This is a genomic window from Pseudomonas sp. Leaf434 (genome assembly GCF_001425545.1).
In the GTDB taxonomy this organism is placed as follows: Bacteria; Pseudomonadota; Gammaproteobacteria; order Pseudomonadales; family Pseudomonadaceae; genus Aquipseudomonas; species Aquipseudomonas siliginis.
The window spans coordinates 2,064,848-2,082,455 of sequence record NZ_LMQZ01000001.1 but is presented as its reverse complement, the minus strand read 5'-3'; the positions used below and the strand labels follow the sequence as shown (position 1 = coordinate 2,082,455).

Genomic DNA, 17,608 nt, shown 5'->3' with positions numbered 1-17,608 from the left:
AACCGGCGCGGGGAAAAGTTCAGATGAAATTAACAAGACAAACCGGCGGATCGAATTTGTCGTGGCCGGGTCAACTCACTTAAGCACGTCCCACGCCATGTGCCATACGGAGGTCATCAGATGAACATCCCGATCCCGGCGGAAACGCCTGATCCGAACATCGACAAACCCACCCTGCCGGATACCGAGCCGCCACCGGTGCCCGAGCAAGAGCCACCCGGCACCACGCCACCGCCGAAAGAAGAGCCACCGAGTACGATGCCGCCAGTGATCGTCTGACCCTGCCCCCCTGATCGTTCCCACGCTCCGCGTGGGAACGATCAGGCAACGATCATCAGCCGGCGGGAAGTCAGAGGTGGTCATTCTTGTCGACATCCTTTTCGAACACTCTCACCACGTAAGGCATCACGCTGAAAATCGCCAGTGCCAGAATGGTACTGAGCAATGCCGTCGCTTCCTTGCCCAGCCCCGCCGCCACGCCGATCGCCGCCGTCATCCATAAGCCCGCCGCCGTGGTCAGGCCTTTGACATGGGCCTCGTCGCCCTGCTGATTTTTCAGAATGGTGCCGGCGCCGAGAAAGCCGATCCCGGCAATCACACCCTGCAAGACCCGACTCATGGCATCGGATTCTGCGCCCGAGGTCTGCGGCACCAACACGAATAGCGCAGCGCCCAACGCCACCAGCATGTGCGTGCGCACGCCCGCTGCCTTGCCTTTATGCTCGCGCTCAAATCCGAGTATCCCGCCGAGAATCGCCGCCATCAGCAGGCGTACGGTGATCCGGGTCATTTGCGAGGCGTCGCCGATATCGGCAAATTCGGCTTGCATCGTGGCCCACACTTCATCCCACCAGTCTTCCATCGTGCTTCCCTTGTTATTGGCTTGATAAGCGATGGACAACAGCGACCATTAATCGGTTGCGCAGAACGAACTGCGCGCTGCGTTTCCTAACGTGCAGACCTCACTTGAAAGGACTGCCGCCATGACCGTTCGAATCGATGAATCCAACCCTGAGCAGAAAGTGTGTTTTTTCACCGTCGAGCATGGTGAGGAAATCCGTATCTGCGACACGTTGACAGTCGAGACCGATAGCGAAAAAGCCATGTCGTTCGTGGAAATCGAAGGCAAACGCGCCTACATCACCGAAGCAGAAGCCGATGTCTTGACCGTCGCCGGGGCCAAGGACGGGCGCAAACATCTGAAGGCCGATGACAGTGATTCGGTGGTTTGATTGATCTCGATCAACACCCGGCGCAGGCGCCTGCAATAGGCGTTTGCGCCTTGCCTGGCAGGTTGCTTCAAGTTGTCGCAGGCATTGCGTCAAATCTCATCTGATCCGCTTTTTATTGCCAAACCTGAGTCTGTTCTGCAAACAGATCGGCGCTCATAGTGCATCGGCCTGATGGAGGCTGATGAGCGAACGAGCATGAGCGACCGAATCCCCGTCCGAACCGTAGAAGCAGCGCCGACGATAAGAAGCGTACCCGCGCGCCCACTGAAGGCGACTGCCGGATCCACCGACAAGCAAATCCACACCCGCAGTTTCACCGGCCTGTTCCGCAATCTGCGTTTAAGCGGTGCCGGGTTTCTGTTCCTGCTGTTCTTCGGCACCGTGTGGCTGAACTGGGGCGGTCGGCAGGCGGTGCTGTGGGATCTGGCGGAGAGCAAATTCCATATCTTTGGCGCGACGTTCTGGCCGCAGGATTTCATTCTGCTCTCAGCATTGTTGATCATCGCTGCGTTCGGACTCTTCGCGATTACCGTGTTCGCCGGTCGCGTCTGGTGCGGTTACACCTGCCCGCAGAGTTCGTGGACGTGGATCTTCATGTGGTGCGAGAAGATCACCGAAGGCGAGCGCAACCAGCGAATCAAGCTGCAAGCGGCGCCGTGGAGCCTGAACAAACTGGCGCGGCGCGCCGCCAAGCACACGTTGTGGCTGGCGATCAGCGTGATGACCGGCCTGACCTTCGTCGGCTACTTCACCCCGATCCGGCCGCTGGCCGAAGATTTGCTGACCCTGCAGATCGGTGGCGTCAGTCTGTTCTGGGTGCTGTTCTTCGCCGCCGCCACCTACATCAACGCCGGTTGGCTGCGTGAGGCAGTGTGCATGCACATGTGCCCGTATGCGCGGTTTCAGAGTGTGATGTTCGACAAGGACACGTTGACCATTGCGTATGATGCCGCCCGTGGCGAAAACCGTGGTCCACGCAAGCGTGATGTGCGCCCGGTCGAAGCCGGCCTGGGTGATTGCATCGACTGCCAGTTGTGCGTGCAGGTCTGCCCGACCGGCATCGACATCCGCGATGGCTTGCAAATGGAATGCATCGGCTGCGCAGCATGCATCGACGCCTGCGATTCGATCATGGACAAAATGCATTACCCGCGCGGCCTGATCCGCTACAGTTCCGAGCGCGAATTGCAGGGCGGCAAAACCCATCTGCTGCGTCCGCGTTTGATTGGCTATACGGCGGTGTTGTTGGTGATGATCGGAGCGTTGGCGCTGGCATTGATCGAGCGGCCGATGGTGTCGCTGGACGTGACCAAGGATCGCGGGTTGTTCCGCGAGAACGCTCAGGGGCAGATCGAGAATATTTATTCGCTGAAAGTGATCAACAAGACTCAGCAGCGACAGGAATACCGGTTGAGTCTGGTTGATGGCGACGGGTTTGAGTTGCAGGGCAAAACGGCCCTGAGCCTGGCGCCGGGAGAGATTGTCGATGTGCCGGTGTCGGTGGCGATGACCACCGAGCGCCCGGCGAGCAGTTCGCAGACGTTGAGTTTCAGGATTGAAGACAGTGACGAGCCGCAGGTATACAGCGTGGCGAAGAGCCGGTTTGTGGCGCCGATAAATCGTTGAGAATTTGGCATTGCTGCCCTCACCCCAGCCCTCTCCCGGAGGGAGAGGGAGCCAACCGAGGTGTCTGTCGCTATGCATCGACCTGAAAGACCGAGTCGATTATGGATTCGGCAAAGCACTGTCAGGTCGGCGTATTTCATCAGCATCCCCCAATCAGTCCCCTCTCCCTAGAACGGCGGCGGTAGCGCAATCTGTTGCCTTTGTGCACGACCGCGGAAGCGACGCCGGCCTGCATTCACGCCGTCATTGCTCATTCAGTCCTCTCCCATCAGCTTTTTTCTGTCGCTATGCATCGACCTGAAAGACCGAGTCGATTATGGATTCGGCAAAGCACTGTCAGGTCGGCGTATTTCATCAGCATCCCCCAATCAGTCCCCTCTCCCGGAGGGAGAGGGAGCCGACCGAGGTGTCTGTCGCTATGCATCGACCTGAAAGACCGAGTCGATTATGGATTCGGCAAAGCACTGTCAGGTCGGCGTATTTCATCAGCATCCCCCAATCAGTCCCCTCTCCCNTCTGTCGCTATGCATCGACCTGAAAGACCGAGTCGATTATGGATTCGGCAAAGCACTGTCAGGTCGGCGTATTTCATCAGCATCCCCCAATCAGTCCCCTCTCCCTCTGGGAGAGGGCTAGGGTGAGGGCTCCTTCCCTGACACCCCACAAAATCATGTCCACCAAGGCCCACCGATGAAACGCTACGAAAAATTCGCCGACGACATCGCTGAACTGATCCGCTCCGGCGTCCTCGGCCCCGGCCAGCGGGTGCCGTCGGTGCGCTACGCCAGCCAGACCTACGGCGTCAGCCCGTCGACGGTGTTCCAGGCCTATTACCTGCTCGAACGCCGTGGCCTGATCCGCGCCCGACCGCGCTCCGGTTACTTCGTCAACGCCCATACGCCGAGCACATTTTCCGAGCCGGTGATCAGCAGCCAGGTCAATGAATCCACCGAGGTTGACGTCAGCGAACTGGTGTTCTCGGTACTCGATTCGATCAAAGACCCCAACACCGTGCCCTTCGGCTCGGCGTTCCCCAGCCCGACGCTGTTCCCGCTGCAACGCCTGTCGCGCTCCCTGGCCAGCGCCGCGCGGGAGATGGACCCGCGCATGGTCGTCACCGACATGTCGCCGGGCAATCCGCAACTGCGCCGGCAGATTGCCCTGCGCTACATGGTCGGCGGGCTGATGTTGCCGATGGAAGAATTGCTCATCACCAACGGCGCGCTCGAAGCGTTGAACCTGTGCCTGCAAGCGGTGACCGAGCCCGGTGATCTGGTGGCCATCGAAGCCCCGGCGTTCTACGCCAGCCTGCAAGTGCTCGAACGCTTGAAGCTAAAAGCCGTGGAAATACCCGTGCATCCGCGTGATGGCATCGACCTCGGTGTGCTCGCGCAGACTTTGGAACGCCATCCGATCAAGGCCTGCTGGTGCATGACCAGTTTCCAGAATCCGATGGGCGCGACTGTGCCCGAGGCGAAGAAACAGGAACTCGTCGAACTGCTGCGTCAGCATCAGGTGCCGTTGATCGAAGACGACGTCTACGCCGAGCTTTATTACGGGCAACAGGCGCCAAAACCGGCCAAGGCTTTTGATACCGAAGGATTGGTCATGCATTGCGGCTCGTTCGCCAAAAGTCTCGCGCCCGGTTATCGCATCGGCTGGGTGGCGGCCGGGCGTTTTGCGCAGAAAATCGAACGGCTGAAACTGATGACCTCACTGTGCGCTTCGATGCCGGCGCAAGCGGCTATCGCCGATTATCTGCAACACGGCGGCTACGATCGGCATCTGCGTAAACTGCGTTATGCCCTGGAAGAACAACAGAGCGCGATGCTCGCGGCGATTGCCCGCTACTTTCCGGCGCAGACCCGGGTCAGCCAACCGGCGGGCGGCTACTTTCTGTGGCTGGAATTGCCGGAGCAGATGGATTCGCTGAAGCTGTTTCAGATGGCACTGGCACAAGGCATCAGCATCGCGCCGGGGCCGATATTCTCGCCGACCCAGCGCTTCAGGAATTGCATTCGGTTGAATTACGGCAGCCCCTGGACCGAGGAATCGGAAAAGGCCATGGAGACGTTGGGGCGGATTGTGCGGTCGTTCTGAGGGATAGATGTTGTCTGGACTGGCCCCTTCGCGAGCAGGCTCGCTCCCACATGGGGTCTGTATTCACAAATCCACTGTGGGAGCGAGCCTGCTCGCGAAGAGGCCGGTTTTAACACTGCAAACCCACCGGTTTACCGCCCACCCCCCAAATCAACAAACGTCCCGGTTGCATACGATGCCTTGTCCGACAGCAACCAGATAATCGCCTCCGCCACTTCATCCGGCCGCCCGCCCCGGGCCATGGGAATCGCCGATTCGAGCTTGCTGACCCGATCCGGGTCGCCGCTCAGCGCATGGAAGTCGGTATAGATGTAGCCCGGACGCACGGCATTGACGCGAATGCCCTCACCCGCGACTTCTTTCGACAGACCGATAGTGAAGGTGTCGAGCGCACCCTTGGATGCGGCGTAATCAACGTACTCGTTCGGCGAACCGAGGCGTGCCGCGACCGAGGAGACGTTGACGATGCTGCCGCCCTGCCCGCCGTGTTTGGGCGACATGCGCAGGATCGCGTGTTTGGCGCAGAGGATCGGCGCCAGCACATTGGTTTTCATGATTTTGAGGATGCGGAATTCGGACATCTCATCGACCCGCGATTTCTGTCCGACGGTGCCGGCGTTGTTGACCAGCGCGGTGACACGGCCCAGTTCGGTGTCGACGCGATGAAACATCGCGATCACTTCGTCTTCGATGCTGACATCGGCGCGAACCGCGATGGCCTGCGCGCCCAAGGCGCGAACCTGCTCGAGCACGCTGTGTGCGGCCTGTTCATCCGACTGATAGTTGATGCAGATCCGGTAGCCCTGTTCGGCTGCCAGCAATGCCGTAGCCGCGCCGATTCCGCGCCCGCCCCCGGTGATGACAATGACTTTATCCATGCTGGCCTTCCCCCACGTGCACACGTAACAGTCGAGGGAAGAATAACTGCCATTCATGGCTTTTGCATGAGTTCTATGGTGTTTGCACAAGCGCCTTCGCGAGCAGGCTCGCTCCCACAAGGGAATGCGATCACCTGTGGGAGCGAGCCTGCTCGCGAAGAACGATGACTCGGTATCTCAGACCACCGCCAGCCGTTGCCCACGCACGATGTCCTGCATGAAGCGCTCCGCCGGCATCGGATGGCCGAGCAGATAGCCCTGCAGCGAATCACAGCCCAGTTTGGTCAGGAAATCCTGTTGCGCGCCGGTTTCGACACCTTCGGCGACAATCCGCAAATCCAGGGCCTGCCCCAGCGCAACGATCGCCGAGACGATTGCGGCATCATCGCTGTCATGCTCCAGATCGCGGACGAAACCGCGGTCGATCTTCAGCTCATTGGCCGGCAAACGTTTGAGGTACATCAGGCTGGAATAACCGGTGCCGAAGTCGTCGATCGACAGGTCGACGCCCATGTCCGACAACTCTTGCAGCACGGTCATGCTCGCATCGGCGTCGCTCATGGCCGTGGTTTCGGTGATTTCCAGAGTCAGGCTGTTGGCCGGCAGGTGATGGGTTGCCAGCGCCTTGGCCACGCTTTGCACCAGCCCGGCATGGCAGAACTGCAAGGCCGAGAGGTTCACGGCAATGCGCCAGTCGGTGTAACCGAGCACGTACCATTCGCGCATCTGCCGGCAGGCTTCGTTGAGCACCCATTCACCCATCGGAATGATCAGCCCGGTTTTCTCCGCCAGATCAATGAACTTGTCCGGCATCAACATGCCGTGCAGCGGATGCTTCCAACGCAGCAGCGCTTCAGCACCGACCGGACGGCCATTGGCGGCGTCGAACTTGGGCTGGTAATGCAGGCAGAACTGGTTGTGCTCGATGGCCGCGCGCAGGTCCTGTAACAGTTGCAACTGTTTGCGCGCGTTGGTGTTCATCGACGCATCGAAGAAGCTGTAGCCATTCTTGCCGCCGCCCTTGGCGTGGTACATCGCGGCATCGGCGTTCATCAGCAGTTCCTGGGCGTTGTCACCGTTGCCCGGGTACAGGGCGATGCCGACGCTGGCGGAAATCTGCAGATCATGTTCAGCGACGCGGAACGTGCGACCGATGAGGCTGACCTGACGCGCAGCCAGGCTCAAGGCGTCATTGGGCTCGCTCAAACGCACCAGCAGAACGAACTCATCGCCGCCGATCCGCGCAAGAGTGTCCTGGCTGCGCAAGTCTTCACGCAGACGCGCGCCGACCTCGCGCAGCAATTGGTCGCCCATGTGATGGCCGAATGCGTCGTTGACCGGTTTGAAGCCGTCGAGGTCGATGAACATCAAGGCGAAGCAGCCACCCTGCTCTTGCACCTTTTTGATCGCCTGATTGATGCGGTCGTCGAGCAGCATGCGGTTGGGCAGACTGGTCAGCGGATCGTGCAGGGCCAGTTGGGTGAGTTCGCGGTTGGCCACCGTCAGCGAGTGCGCCAGATCAGCCGTGCGCGCTTCGAGGCGGGCGTCGAGAATCGAGGTCAACAGGGCAATCGACAACACCGCCAGCGTAGTGACCACGACCAGGCTATCGAGGCCATTGCCCTTCAAGCCATTGAGCGTCGCGCCGCAGAAACTGCCGTCAGGAAACTGCGCAGCAGCCATGCCGGTGTAGTGCATGCCGACAATCGCCACCCCCATGATCACCGCCGCGCCGGCACGAATCAGCCGCACATTGGGCGATTGCTGACGCAGGCGAAAGGCAATCCACAATGCCGCTGCCGAGGCGCCGACGGCGATCAGCAGGGAGGCGCTGAACAGGGTCGGGTCGTAATCGATGCCCGGTGTCATGCGCAGCGCGGCCATGCCGGTGTAGTGCATGGCGCTGATGCCAGAACCCATGATCAGCGCACCGAAAGCCAGTTGCGCCAGTGGCAGTTTCGGTTGGCTGACCAGCCACAAGGCGAAACCGCAGGACAGCACCGCGATCAGCAGCGACAGCGCAGTGAGGGCGAAGTCGTAGCCCAGGTCGATCGGCAATTTGAAGGCGAGCATGCCGATGAAATGCATCGACCAGACGCCAACGCCCATCGCCAACGCCCCGCCCGCCGTCCAGAAATGCACGGCCCGGCCTTTAGCCGTGGCAATGCGCCCGGTGAGATCGAGCGCCGTGTAGGAAGCCAGAATGGCCACGCACAACGAAATGAAAACCAGGGTGAAGGAGTAGCTGCCGATGAGCATGGACGTTCTCGTGACAAGCCGAAACCGTACTGCTTCCATTCTCGGTCGGGCAAATGCGGCGATTGTACTGATTGCGCGAAAGAACGCACTGACAAAGTAACCAAATTGCCATCAAGCCGATGAAACGCTTGTTCGATCGTCCTACAAGGCTCTGCGGTGGGCTTTAACCTCACCCTGTGAAAGCGATCTCATGCCAGACAAAAATCCCCGTGGGAGCGAGCCTGCTCGCGAAGGCGTCGGCACAGCCACCATCGTAGTTGCCTGACCCACCGCTTTTGCGAGCAGGCTCGCTCCCACAGGTTCAGCGGTTGTCGCTGACGTCGAGTTGGCCATCCCAGCCGCCGCCCAGCGCGGCGATCAGTTGCACGCTGGCGATCAGTCGGTTCTGCAGAATATTCAGCACACTGCGTTCGTTGCTCAGCGCCGTGGCTTGCACCACGACCACGTCGATATAGGCAATCAGCCCGGCCTTGTACTGGTTTTCCGTCAGGCGCAGAGAATCACGGGCAGCATCCAGCGCTTCCTGGCGCACTGCCGCTTCGTCCTCATACACCTTGAGCTGGACCAGGTAGTTTTCCACTTCGCGGAAACCGTCGAGCACGGTCTGGCGGTAGCGCGCGACGGTTTCGTCATAGGCCGCCTCGCTGCGGTCAACCTCGGCCGAACGAATGCCGCCGTCGAACAGCGGCAGAGAAAGCTGCGGGCCGACCGACCAGAAACGGTTCGGCAGGCTGATCAGGTTTTTCGAGGTACTGCTGCTGTAGCCGCCGCTCAGGCTCAGGGTCAGGTCCGGGTAATACGCGGCTTTCGCCACGCCGACATTGGCGTTGGCGGCGATCACAGAGCGCTCTGCCGAAGCGATGTCAGGACGGCGTTCGAGCAATTGCGAAGGCAGGCTCAACGGCACTTGCGGCAGATTCGGGATGTTATGGCTTTCGGCAATGCTGAAGTTGGCCGGGGCTTCGCCAGTGAGCACGGCAATGGCGTTTTCAAACTGTGCGCGCTGCCAGATCAGGTCGACCAGATCGGCCTGAGTGCTTTTCAACTGAGTTTGCGCCTGCGCCACCGCATCGCGCCCGGAAACCCCGGCGCGGTACTGGTTCTGCGTCATCTTCAGTGATCGCTCGTAAGCGGCAACCGTGGCTTCAAGCAAACGCTTCTGCTGATCGATGACGCGCAGTTGCAGGTAGTTCTGCACCAGCTCCGACTGCTGACTCAGACGCATCGCCGCCAGATCGGCAAAACTCGCCTGGGCGTTGGCCTCATCCGCCTCCAGCCCACGGCGCAGCTTGCCCCAGACATCGGCCTCCCAACTGACGCCCAGTTGCGCGGTGTAGGTATCACGAATACCGCTTGAGGAACTGCTCAGGCTCGAACTGCTGCTGCCGGTGCCCTGACTCGAGCGGTTCTTGCCCAGACTCAGGTCGACACTGGGGTAAAACGCCCCGCGTGCACTGCGCACCAAAGCCTGCGCCTGACGAAACTGCGCTTCGGACTGGGCGACGGTCTGGTTGGAGCTGTTGAGTTTTTCCACCAAGGCGTTGAGCTGCCGATCGCCGTACAACTCCCACCAGGCGCCCCGGGCCAGCGAGTCGCTGGGATTGGCCTGACGCCAGCCTTCGGCTTCCTTGAACTGAGCGATTTCGGCAGTTTGCGGGCGCTGGTAGTCCGGGCCGACTGCGCAAGCGCTGAGCAGCGCCACGCACAGCGACAGGCTCAATAGGCGCGAGCCGCGGACGGTGGCCAATTGGATAAGCGAACGGTCAGTCATAGCGGAGTTTCCAGAGCGGCATCAGTACGCACGCCACGCCATTTGTTGAAGCGATGGCGCAGCTTGTCGAGATAAAGGTAAACCACCGGGGTGGTGTAAAGGGTCAGGACCTGGCTGAACACCAGGCCGCCAATGATGGTCAGGCCCAGCGGCTGGCGCATTTCCGCACCCTCGGCGCGGCCGAGCAGCAACGGCAAGGCGCCGAGGATCGCCGCCAGCGTGGTCATCAGGATCGGCCGCAAGCGTTGCAGACAGGCGCTGCGGATCGACTCCAGGGGCGACAGGCCCTCATGCCGCTCCAATTGCAGCGCAAGGTCGATCATCAGGATGGCGTTCTTCTTAACAACGCCGATCAGCAGGAATATCCCCAGCAGGGAAATCAGGCTGAACTCGCCGCCCAGCGCATAGATCGACAGCAACGCGCCAACCCCGGCCGAGGGCAAAGTCGAGAGAATGGTCAGCGGGTGAATGTAGCTTTCATACAGCACACCGAGCACCAGATACACCGCCAGCAACGCACCGAGGATCATGAACGGCTGGCTCTTCTGCGTCGCGGCGAAGGCGTCAGCGGTGCCGGCCATTTTCGCAATCACATCCTCCGGCAAACCGACCTTGGCGATCGCTCGTTCGATGGCGGCGCTACCCTGCTCTACGGTCACGCCTTCGGCCATATCAAATGAAATGCTTTCGGACGCAAACTGGCCTTCATGACTGACCCGGTCGTTTTCCAGGCTGTTTTCGTAATGGGCGAACGTCGACAGCGGCACGCGCGCACCGTCAGCGGTAATCACCTCGACCTGCTTGAGCGTCACCGGATCCTGGGCGTATTTCGGATTGACCTCCATCACCACCTGATACTGATTGAGGCTGTCGTAGATCGTCGAAATCTGCCGCTGGCTGTAAGCGTTGTTGAGCACGGCGGTGACCATGTTCATGTCGACCCCCAGGCGCTTGGCCTGATCCCGGTCGACAATCAGTGTCACCTGCTGCGCCCCGGCACCTTCGCGGGCATCGATGGCGGTCAGCTCGGGCAAGGCGCGCAACGCGGTGACCACTTTCGGGAACCACTTGCGCAATTCAGCGAGGTCGCCGCTTTGCAGGATGTAGGTGTATTGCGAACTGGTCTGCTCGCGGCCGCCGCCAAATTGCAGGTCCTGGTCGGCCATCAGCATCAACTGCGCCCCGGGCACCTTGGGCATTTCCTTGCGCAGACGCTCGATGACTTTCTGTGCCGACAGCTGGCGCTCCTTGATCGGTTTCAGGCGCACGATCATGAAGGCGTTGTTGGTGCCGTTGTTACCACCAATGAAGCCGGCCACGCTTTCCACCGCTTCGTCCTTGAGCACGGCGCGGCGGAAGGTTTCCATTTTTGGCTGCATGACGTTGAACGACAGACCGTCGTCGCCACGCACGAAACCGATCAACTGGCCGGTGTCCTGCTGCGGCAGGAAGGTTTTCGGCACTACCACATAAAGCGCAATGTTGACGCCCACTGTGAGCAGCAGACTGAACAAGGTCAGACGCCGATGACGCAACACCCAGTCGAGGCTGGTGGCGTATTTGCCGACCATCCAGTCGTTGGTCTTGTGGCTCCAGCGTTGCAAGCGGTTTTCCTGCCCCGGCGTGTGCGGCTTGAGCCAGCGCGCGCAGAGCATTGGCGTCAGCGTCAGGGAAACCACCAGCGACACCACGATTGCCGCCGCCAGGGTGATGGAAAACTCGCGAAACAAGCTCTCGACCAGCCCGCCCATGAACAGGATCGACAGGAACACCGCCACCAGCGAGACGTTCATCGACAGCAGGGTAAAGCCGACTTCCTTGGCCCCAAGGTACGCGGCCTGCATCGGTTTGACGCCTTCGTCGATATGCCGGGAAATGTTCTCCAACACCACGATGGCATCGTCCACCACAAGACCTGTGGCGAGAATCAGCGCCATCAGCGACAGGTTGTTCAGCGAGAACCCGTACAGGTACATCACCGCAAAGGTACCGACCAGCGACACCGGCACCGCCAGGGTCGGGATCAGCGAGGCGCGGAAGTTACCCAGAAACAGGTACACCACCAGCACCACCAGGGCGACGGCGATCAGCAAGGTCATCTCGGCTTCGTGCAGCGTCGCCTTGATCACTGGCGAGCGATCCATGGCCAGATTGAGTTTGACGCTGGCCGGCAGCACCGCTTGCAGCGCGGGCAACTGCGCCTTGATCTCGTTGACCGTCTCGATGATGTTGGCGCCGGCCTGACGGTTGATCACCAGCAATACCGCCGCGTCGTCGTTGAAGAAACCGCTGTTGTAACGGTCTTCGACGCCATCGCTGACTTTCGCCACATCCCTGAGACGCAATGCGGCGCCATCGGCGTAGTGAATGATCAGCGACTCGTAATCCTTGGCTTTCTCCAACTGATCGTTGGCCTGGATCTGCCACAAGCGCTCGCCGTCCTCGACCGAACCCTTGGGCCGGCGCACGTTAGCGTCGGCAATGGTCTTGCGTACATCGTCGAGGGCCACGCCGTACTGGTTCAGCGCCTGCGGTTCGAGCTCGATGCGCACCGCCGGCAGCGAACTGCCACCGATCTGTACTTCACCAACGCCCTGCACCTGCGACAGGCTTTGCGAGAGGATGGTCGAAGCCAGGTCGTAGAGCTGGCCTTTTTCCAGCACGTCCGAGGTCAGCGACAGCACCATGATCGGCGCCTGCGACGGATTGACCTTTTTATAGGTCGGCATGCTGCGCATCCCGCTAGGCAGCAGATTGCGCGAGGCGTTGATCGCCGCCTGCACTTCCCGCGCCGCGCCGTTGATGTCGCGGTCGAGGTCAAACTGCAGAATCACCCGCGTCGAACCCTGACTGGAACGGCTGCTCATGGTATTGACGCCGGCAATCGCACCGAACGACCGCTCCAGCGGCGTCGCCACCGTCGAAGCCATCACCTCGGGACTGGCGCCCGGCAGACTGGCCTGAACCACGATCACCGGGAAATCCATCTGCGGCAATGGCGATACCGGCAACAGACCGAAGCTGACCCCACCGAGCAACATGATTGCCAGGGATAGCAGCATGGTTGCCACGGGGCGTTTGATGAAAGGGCCGGAGAGGTTCATCGACTCTTGTTCTCCCCGCATACCTCTGTGGGAGCGAGCCTGCTCGCGAATGCGCCCTTACCTTCAACTTTGGCAGTGACTGACCTCCCGCTTTCGCGAGCAGGCTCGCTCCCACAGGGGAGATATATTCCGACAGTCATACCGCGACCTCTTCACCTTCGGCTTTGGATTTGCCAAAGCGCCTTCCGAGGCGGTCGAAGTACAGGTAAATCACCGGCGTCGTGAACAGCGTCAACACCTGGCTCACCAGCAAACCGCCGACCATCACCAGACCCAACGGCTGACGCAGTTCCGCGCCAGACCCCGTGGCCAGCATCAGCGGCACCGCGCCGAACAACGCCGCCAGCGTGGTCATCAGAATCGGCCGGAAGCGCAGCAGCGCCGCTTGATAGATCGCCTCTGCCGGGGCCATGCCCTGGGTGCGTTCGGCGTCGAGGGCGAAGTCGATCATCATGATCGCGTTCTTCTTGACGATACCGATCAGCAGGATGATGCCGATGATCGCGATCATGCCCAAATCGTTGCCACTGAGCAGCAACGCCAGCAAGGCACCGACCGCGGCGGACGGCAAGGTCGAAAGAATGGTGATCGGGTGGATGTAGCTCTCGTAGAGCACACCGAGGACGATGTACATGGTCACCACGGCCGCCAGAATCAGCAGCAAGGTGCTCGACAGCGAAGCCTGGAACGCTTGCGCCGCGCCCTGGAACTGAGTCTGCACGCCGACCGGCATGCCGATGTCCTGCTGCACCTGCTCGATGATGTCCACGGCATGCCCCAACGCCACGCCCGGCGCGAGGTTGAACGACATCATCACCGCCGGGAACTGGCCGATGTGAGTGATCGCCAATTGCGCCTGACGCTCTTCAACATGCGCCAGACTCGACAGGCGTACCTGCGCGCCGTCGGTGGTCTTGACGTGAATCTGATCCAGCGCCTGCGGGCCGATCTTCTCCCCGGCCTGGGCTTGCAGCACCACGCGATACTGGCTGGCCTGGGTGTAAATGGTCGAAATCTGCCGCTGGCCGAACGCGTCGTACAGCGCATCGGTGATATTCGCCACCGACACGCCAAGGCGCGATGCGGCGTCGCGGTCGATCACCAGATAGACCTGCAAGCCTTTGTCCTGCAGATCACTGGCCACGTCGGTCAACTCCGGACGCTGGGCCAGGGCTTCGACCAGACGGCCACTCCACTGGCTGAGCAATTCGGAGTCCGGCGAGGACATGCTGAACTGGTACTGGGTGCGGCTGACCCGATCCTCGATGGTCAGGTCCTGCACCGGCTGCATGAACAGACGAATGCCGACCAGTTTGTCCAGTTGCGGTTGCAGGCGGGAAATCACTTCACTGGCCGTCAGATCGCGCTCGCCATGGGGCTTGAGGTTGATCAGCAAGCGGCCGCTGTTGAGCGTGGCGTTGTCGCCGTCGACACCAATGTAGGACGACAGGCTCTGCACCGCCGGATCTTCGAGGATGATCTTGGCCAGTTGCTGCTGCCGCTCGCCCATCGCCGCGAAGGAGATCGACTGCGGCGCTTCGGAAATGCCCTGAATCACCCCGGTGTCCTGCACCGGAAAGAAACCCTTCGGCACGATCACGTAAAGGAATACGGTCAACGCCAGCGTGCCGATGGCGACCAGCAAGGTCAGCGGCTGATGCTTGAGCACCCAGCGCAGCATCCGCCCGTATTCCTTGATCATCCAGTCGATGAACGCACCGCTGGCGCGGTAGAAACGGCCTTGCTCGTGCTCTTGCGGTTCACGCTTGAGCAGGCGCGCGCACATCATCGGCGTCAGGGTCAGCGACACCACCAGGGAAATCAGGATCGCCACCGCCAGGGTAATGGCGAACTCGCGGAACAGGCGCCCTACCACGTCGGCCATGAACAGCAGCGGAATCAGTACGGCGATCAGCGACAGGGTCAGGGAAATCAGGGTGAAGCCGATCTGTTTCGCGCCCTTGAGCGCGGCCTGCATCGGGCTGTCACCCTCTTCGATGAAGCGCGAAATGTTCTCGAGCATGACGATGGCGTCGTCGACGACGAAACCGGTGGCAATGGTCAGCGCCATCAACGTCAGGTTGTTCACCGAGAAACCGGCGAGGTACATCACGCCAAAGGTGCCGATCAGCGACAGCGGCACGGCTACGGACGGAATGATCGTCGCACTGGCGCGGCGCAGAAACAGGAACGTGACCATGACCACCAGCGCGATAGCGATCAGCAGTTCGTGTTGCACGTCGGTGACCGAGGCACGGATGGTCTGGGTGCGATCCGTCAGCACCGTGACGTCGAGGCCGGCCGGCAGGTTGTCCGTGATGCTCGGCAGCAAGGCCTTGATGCGGTCGACCACTTCGATAACGTTGGCACCTGGCTGACGCTGGATGTTGAGCAGCACCGCCTGATTCTGGTTGGCCCACGCGGCCAGACGCTCGTTCTCGGCGCCATCGACGATTTCCGCGACGTCCTTGAGCCGCAACGGCGCGCCGTTCTTGTAGGTCAGGATGAGGTTGGCGTAGTCCTCGGGCGAGGTCAGTTGGTCGTTGGCATCGAGCATCGACACCCGGGTCGGGCCGTCGAAGTTGCCTTTCGGCTGGTTGACGTTGGAGGCGCCGATCAGCGTGCGTACATCCGACAGGTTGAGGCTGTTGGCCGCCAGCGCTTCGGGGTTGACCTTGATCCGCACGGCCTGGCGCTGGCCACCGGCAATGCTGACCATGCCGACGCCGCTGATCTGGGCGATTTTCTGCGCCATGCGCGTATCGACCAGATCATTGAGCTTGGGCAGCAGCATGGTTTTCGAGGTGATGGCCAAGGTCAGAACAGGCGTGTCCGCCGGGTTGACCTTGTTGTACACCGGCGGTGCCGGCAGGTCGGTCGGCAGCAGGTTGGTCGCGGCGTTGATCGCGGCTTGCACCTGCTGTTCGGCGACGTCCATGTTGATGTCGAGGCTGAAACGCAGGGTCAGCACCGAAGCGCCGCCGGAGCTGGTCGAGGCCATTTGTGTGAGGCCCGGCATCTGCCCGAACTGGCGTTCAAGCGGCGCGGTGACGGCGCTGGTCATCACGTCCGGACTGGCGCCGGGGTACAGGGTCATGACGCGGATGGTCGGATAATCGACCTGCGGCAAGGCCGAAACCGGCAGCAGGCGATAAGCGATCAGGCCGGCCAGAACAATGGCCAGCATGCTCAGGGTGGTGGCTACCGGACGGAGGATGAACAGCCGCGAAATGTTCATGCGCCCTTCTTGGCCTTATCGGCTGTGGTCGCATCGGGATTGGCGGCAGATTTGCCTTGCAGGTGTTCGGTCGGCGAGGTCGGCACTTCGCTGCTGTCATTGACCACTTCGACTTCGCTGCCCTCCTTCAGGCGATCGGTGCCTTCGAGCACCACGCGATCACCCGCGGCGAGGCCTTCGGTGACCACGGTGTTGTCACCGTCACTGGCACCGATTTTCAGTTGGCGAATGGTAACTTTCTTGTCGCCGTCCAGCGCATAGACAAAGGTGCCATTGGTGCCGAACTGAATCGCTGCCGACGGTGCCAGCACTACACCTTTGAGCGTGTCGGCCAGCAAATGAACGTTGACGAACTGATTGGGGAACAGCGACTGGTCGCGGTTATCGTAACGGGCCTTGAATTTCAGGGTGCCGGTGGCAACGTCGATCTGGTTGTCCAAGCTTTGCAGCACGCCAGTGGCTTGCAGCTTGGTGTCGCCGCGATCCCACGCTTCGGCAGGCAACTTGGCGCCACTGCGGTAACGGGCGAGCACGGTGTCGAGGCTGTTCTCCGGCAAGGTGAAGGCCACGCTGATCGGCTGCGTCTGGGTGATCACCGCGAGGAACGTCGTGTCATTGGCGGCGACGAGGTTGCCGACGTCGACCTGACGCAGACCGACGCGACCGGCAATCGGTGCGCGGATCTTGGTGAATTCGAGATTGAGCTTGGCGTCGTTGACCGCCGCCTGATTGGTCTTGACCGTGCCCAGGTACTGGCCAACCAGCGCTTCGGCGGTGTCGAGGGTCTGTTTGGCGATGCTGTCTTCTTTATACAGACCGCGGTAACGCTCGACGTCGACCTGGGCGTTTTTCAGTTGCGCCTGATTCTGCAGCAGCGTGCCTTCGGCCTGGAGCAAAGCATTCTGGTAAGGACGCGGATCGATCTCGGCCAACAGGTCGCCCGCCTTGACCATCTGCCCTTCTTCGAAATGAATCTTTACCAGCTCGCCGCCCACGCGGCTGCGAACATTGATGGTGTTCAGCGCGGTGACCGTGCCCAGCGCCTTGTAATACAGCGGGAAGTCGCCCTTCACCGCCGGCGCCACACGCACCGGAATCGGCCCGGTACCGCCGCCGAAGCCAGGCCGCATCATTCCCGAGCGCCCGGTATGCCCAGCGGCCGCTTTGTCGCCGCCCGCCTTGTCAGCAGAGCCGGCGGGCCAGAATTTCCAGCACAGGACAGCGATGACCAACAGGACCAGCAGGCTGATCAGCCAGCGACGGGATTTGCGGGGGGACGATTGCATGGAGTTATTGACCATTGGGCGCGTGGGCTTCTATTACGGGAGGCTGAACGATAAGCACTGAGTGGATTTAAGCAAAGCAGCTTTACCGGCAATTTACCTTCCACTTACGTTTCA

Annotated in this window: 11 protein-coding genes; 4 read left to right on the top strand and 7 right to left on the bottom strand. The window is 60.9% G+C overall.

Going from position 1 to position 17,608, the window contains the following annotated elements:
- Positions 1-120 precede the first annotated feature (120 nt).
- Positions 121-279 (top strand): hypothetical protein, encoded by a 159-nt coding sequence (locus ASG55_RS26980; protein ID WP_162999838.1) that lies wholly within the window; start codon positions 121-123, stop codon positions 277-279.
- 70 nt (positions 280-349) lie between these two features.
- Here ASG55_RS26980 and ASG55_RS09355 read toward each other — a convergent pair whose 3' ends face one another.
- Positions 350-862, bottom strand: a complete 513-nt coding sequence (locus ASG55_RS09355) for an MgtC/SapB family protein (protein WP_056785798.1) — start codon at positions 860-862, stop codon at positions 350-352.
- A gap of 121 nt (positions 863-983) precedes the next feature.
- On the opposite strand from ASG55_RS09355, the gene ASG55_RS09350 reads away from it, so the two are divergent.
- The 3 genes from ASG55_RS09350 (at position 984) to mapR (ending at position 4,958) form a co-directional block, all read left to right on the top strand.
- Positions 984-1,232: a DUF3203 family protein gene (locus ASG55_RS09350; RefSeq protein ID WP_056785796.1), complete on the top strand. Its 249-nt coding sequence runs from the start codon at positions 984-986 to the stop codon at positions 1,230-1,232.
- A 195-nt stretch (positions 1,233-1,427) separates the two neighbouring features.
- Positions 1,428-2,858: a cytochrome c oxidase accessory protein CcoG gene (ccoG, locus tag ASG55_RS09345; RefSeq protein WP_056785793.1), complete on the top strand. Its 1,431-nt coding sequence runs from the start codon at positions 1,428-1,430 to the stop codon at positions 2,856-2,858.
- A gap of 690 nt (positions 2,859-3,548) precedes the next feature.
- Positions 3,549-4,958 carry a GntR family transcriptional regulator MpaR gene (gene mapR / locus ASG55_RS09340; protein ID WP_041480995.1) on the top strand — a complete coding sequence of 470 codons (1,410 nt, stop codon included), beginning with the start codon at positions 3,549-3,551 and terminating at the stop codon, positions 4,956-4,958.
- 131 nt (positions 4,959-5,089) lie between these two features.
- On the opposite strand, the gene ASG55_RS09335 is transcribed toward mapR, so the two are convergent.
- From ASG55_RS09335 to ASG55_RS09310, 6 genes are all read right to left on the bottom strand, one after another.
- Positions 5,090-5,836 carry an SDR family oxidoreductase gene (locus tag ASG55_RS09335; RefSeq protein WP_056785790.1) on the bottom strand — a complete coding sequence of 249 codons (747 nt, stop codon included), beginning with the start codon at positions 5,834-5,836 and terminating at the stop codon, positions 5,090-5,092.
- Positions 5,837-6,013: 177 nt separating this feature from the next.
- Positions 6,014-8,095, bottom strand: coding sequence for a putative bifunctional diguanylate cyclase/phosphodiesterase (locus ASG55_RS09330; protein ID WP_056785788.1), 2,082 nt, complete (start codon positions 8,093-8,095; stop codon positions 6,014-6,016).
- Positions 8,096-8,396: 301 nt separating this feature from the next.
- Positions 8,397-9,866 (bottom strand): efflux transporter outer membrane subunit, encoded by a 1,470-nt coding sequence (locus ASG55_RS09325; RefSeq protein ID WP_056785785.1) that lies wholly within the window; start codon positions 9,864-9,866, stop codon positions 8,397-8,399.
- Entirely contained in the window at positions 9,863-12,970 is a 3,108-nt protein-coding gene (locus ASG55_RS09320; protein ID WP_056785782.1) for an efflux RND transporter permease subunit, read from the bottom strand. Before ASG55_RS09320 ends, ASG55_RS09325 begins: the two co-directional genes overlap by 4 nt.
- A gap of 136 nt (positions 12,971-13,106) precedes the next feature.
- On the bottom strand, positions 13,107-16,208 hold the full coding sequence (locus ASG55_RS09315) for an MdtB/MuxB family multidrug efflux RND transporter permease subunit (protein ID WP_056785779.1): 3,102 nt from the start codon (positions 16,206-16,208) through the stop codon (positions 13,107-13,109).
- Positions 16,205-17,509 carry an MdtA/MuxA family multidrug efflux RND transporter periplasmic adaptor subunit gene (locus ASG55_RS09310; protein ID WP_041481001.1) on the bottom strand — a complete coding sequence of 435 codons (1,305 nt, stop codon included), beginning with the start codon at positions 17,507-17,509 and terminating at the stop codon, positions 16,205-16,207. The genes ASG55_RS09315 and ASG55_RS09310 overlap by 4 nt, the downstream gene beginning before the upstream one ends.
- Between the last annotated feature and the right edge of the window lie 99 nt (positions 17,510-17,608).

What these genes read in the sequence shown, in the direction of transcription:
- ASG55_RS09310 (WP_041481001.1), bottom strand. Translation starts at nt 17,509, where the DNA reads ATGGTCAATAACTCCATGCAATCGTCCCCCCGCAAATCCCGTCGCTGG.
- ASG55_RS09320 (WP_056785782.1), bottom strand. Translation starts at nt 12,970, where the DNA reads ATGAACCTCTCCGGCCCTTTCATCAAACGCCCCGTGGCAACCATGCTG.
- ASG55_RS09335 (WP_056785790.1), bottom strand. Translation starts at nt 5,836, where the DNA reads ATGGATAAAGTCATTGTCATCACCGGGGGCGGGCGCGGAATCGGCGCG.
- ASG55_RS09315 (WP_056785779.1), bottom strand. Translation starts at nt 16,208, where the DNA reads ATGAACATTTCGCGGCTGTTCATCCTCCGTCCGGTAGCCACCACCCTG.
- ASG55_RS09350 (WP_056785796.1), top strand. Translation starts at nt 984, where the DNA reads ATGACCGTTCGAATCGATGAATCCAACCCTGAGCAGAAAGTGTGTTTT.
- ASG55_RS09325 (WP_056785785.1), bottom strand. Translation starts at nt 9,866, where the DNA reads ATGACTGACCGTTCGCTTATCCAATTGGCCACCGTCCGCGGCTCGCGC.
- mapR (WP_041480995.1), top strand. Translation starts at nt 3,549, where the DNA reads ATGAAACGCTACGAAAAATTCGCCGACGACATCGCTGAACTGATCCGC.
- ASG55_RS09330 (WP_056785788.1), bottom strand. Translation starts at nt 8,095, where the DNA reads ATGCTCATCGGCAGCTACTCCTTCACCCTGGTTTTCATTTCGTTGTGC.
- ASG55_RS09355 (WP_056785798.1), bottom strand. Translation starts at nt 862, where the DNA reads ATGGAAGACTGGTGGGATGAAGTGTGGGCCACGATGCAAGCCGAATTT.
- ccoG (WP_056785793.1), top strand. Translation starts at nt 1,428, where the DNA reads ATGAGCGACCGAATCCCCGTCCGAACCGTAGAAGCAGCGCCGACGATA.
- ASG55_RS26980 (WP_162999838.1), top strand. Translation starts at nt 121, where the DNA reads ATGAACATCCCGATCCCGGCGGAAACGCCTGATCCGAACATCGACAAA.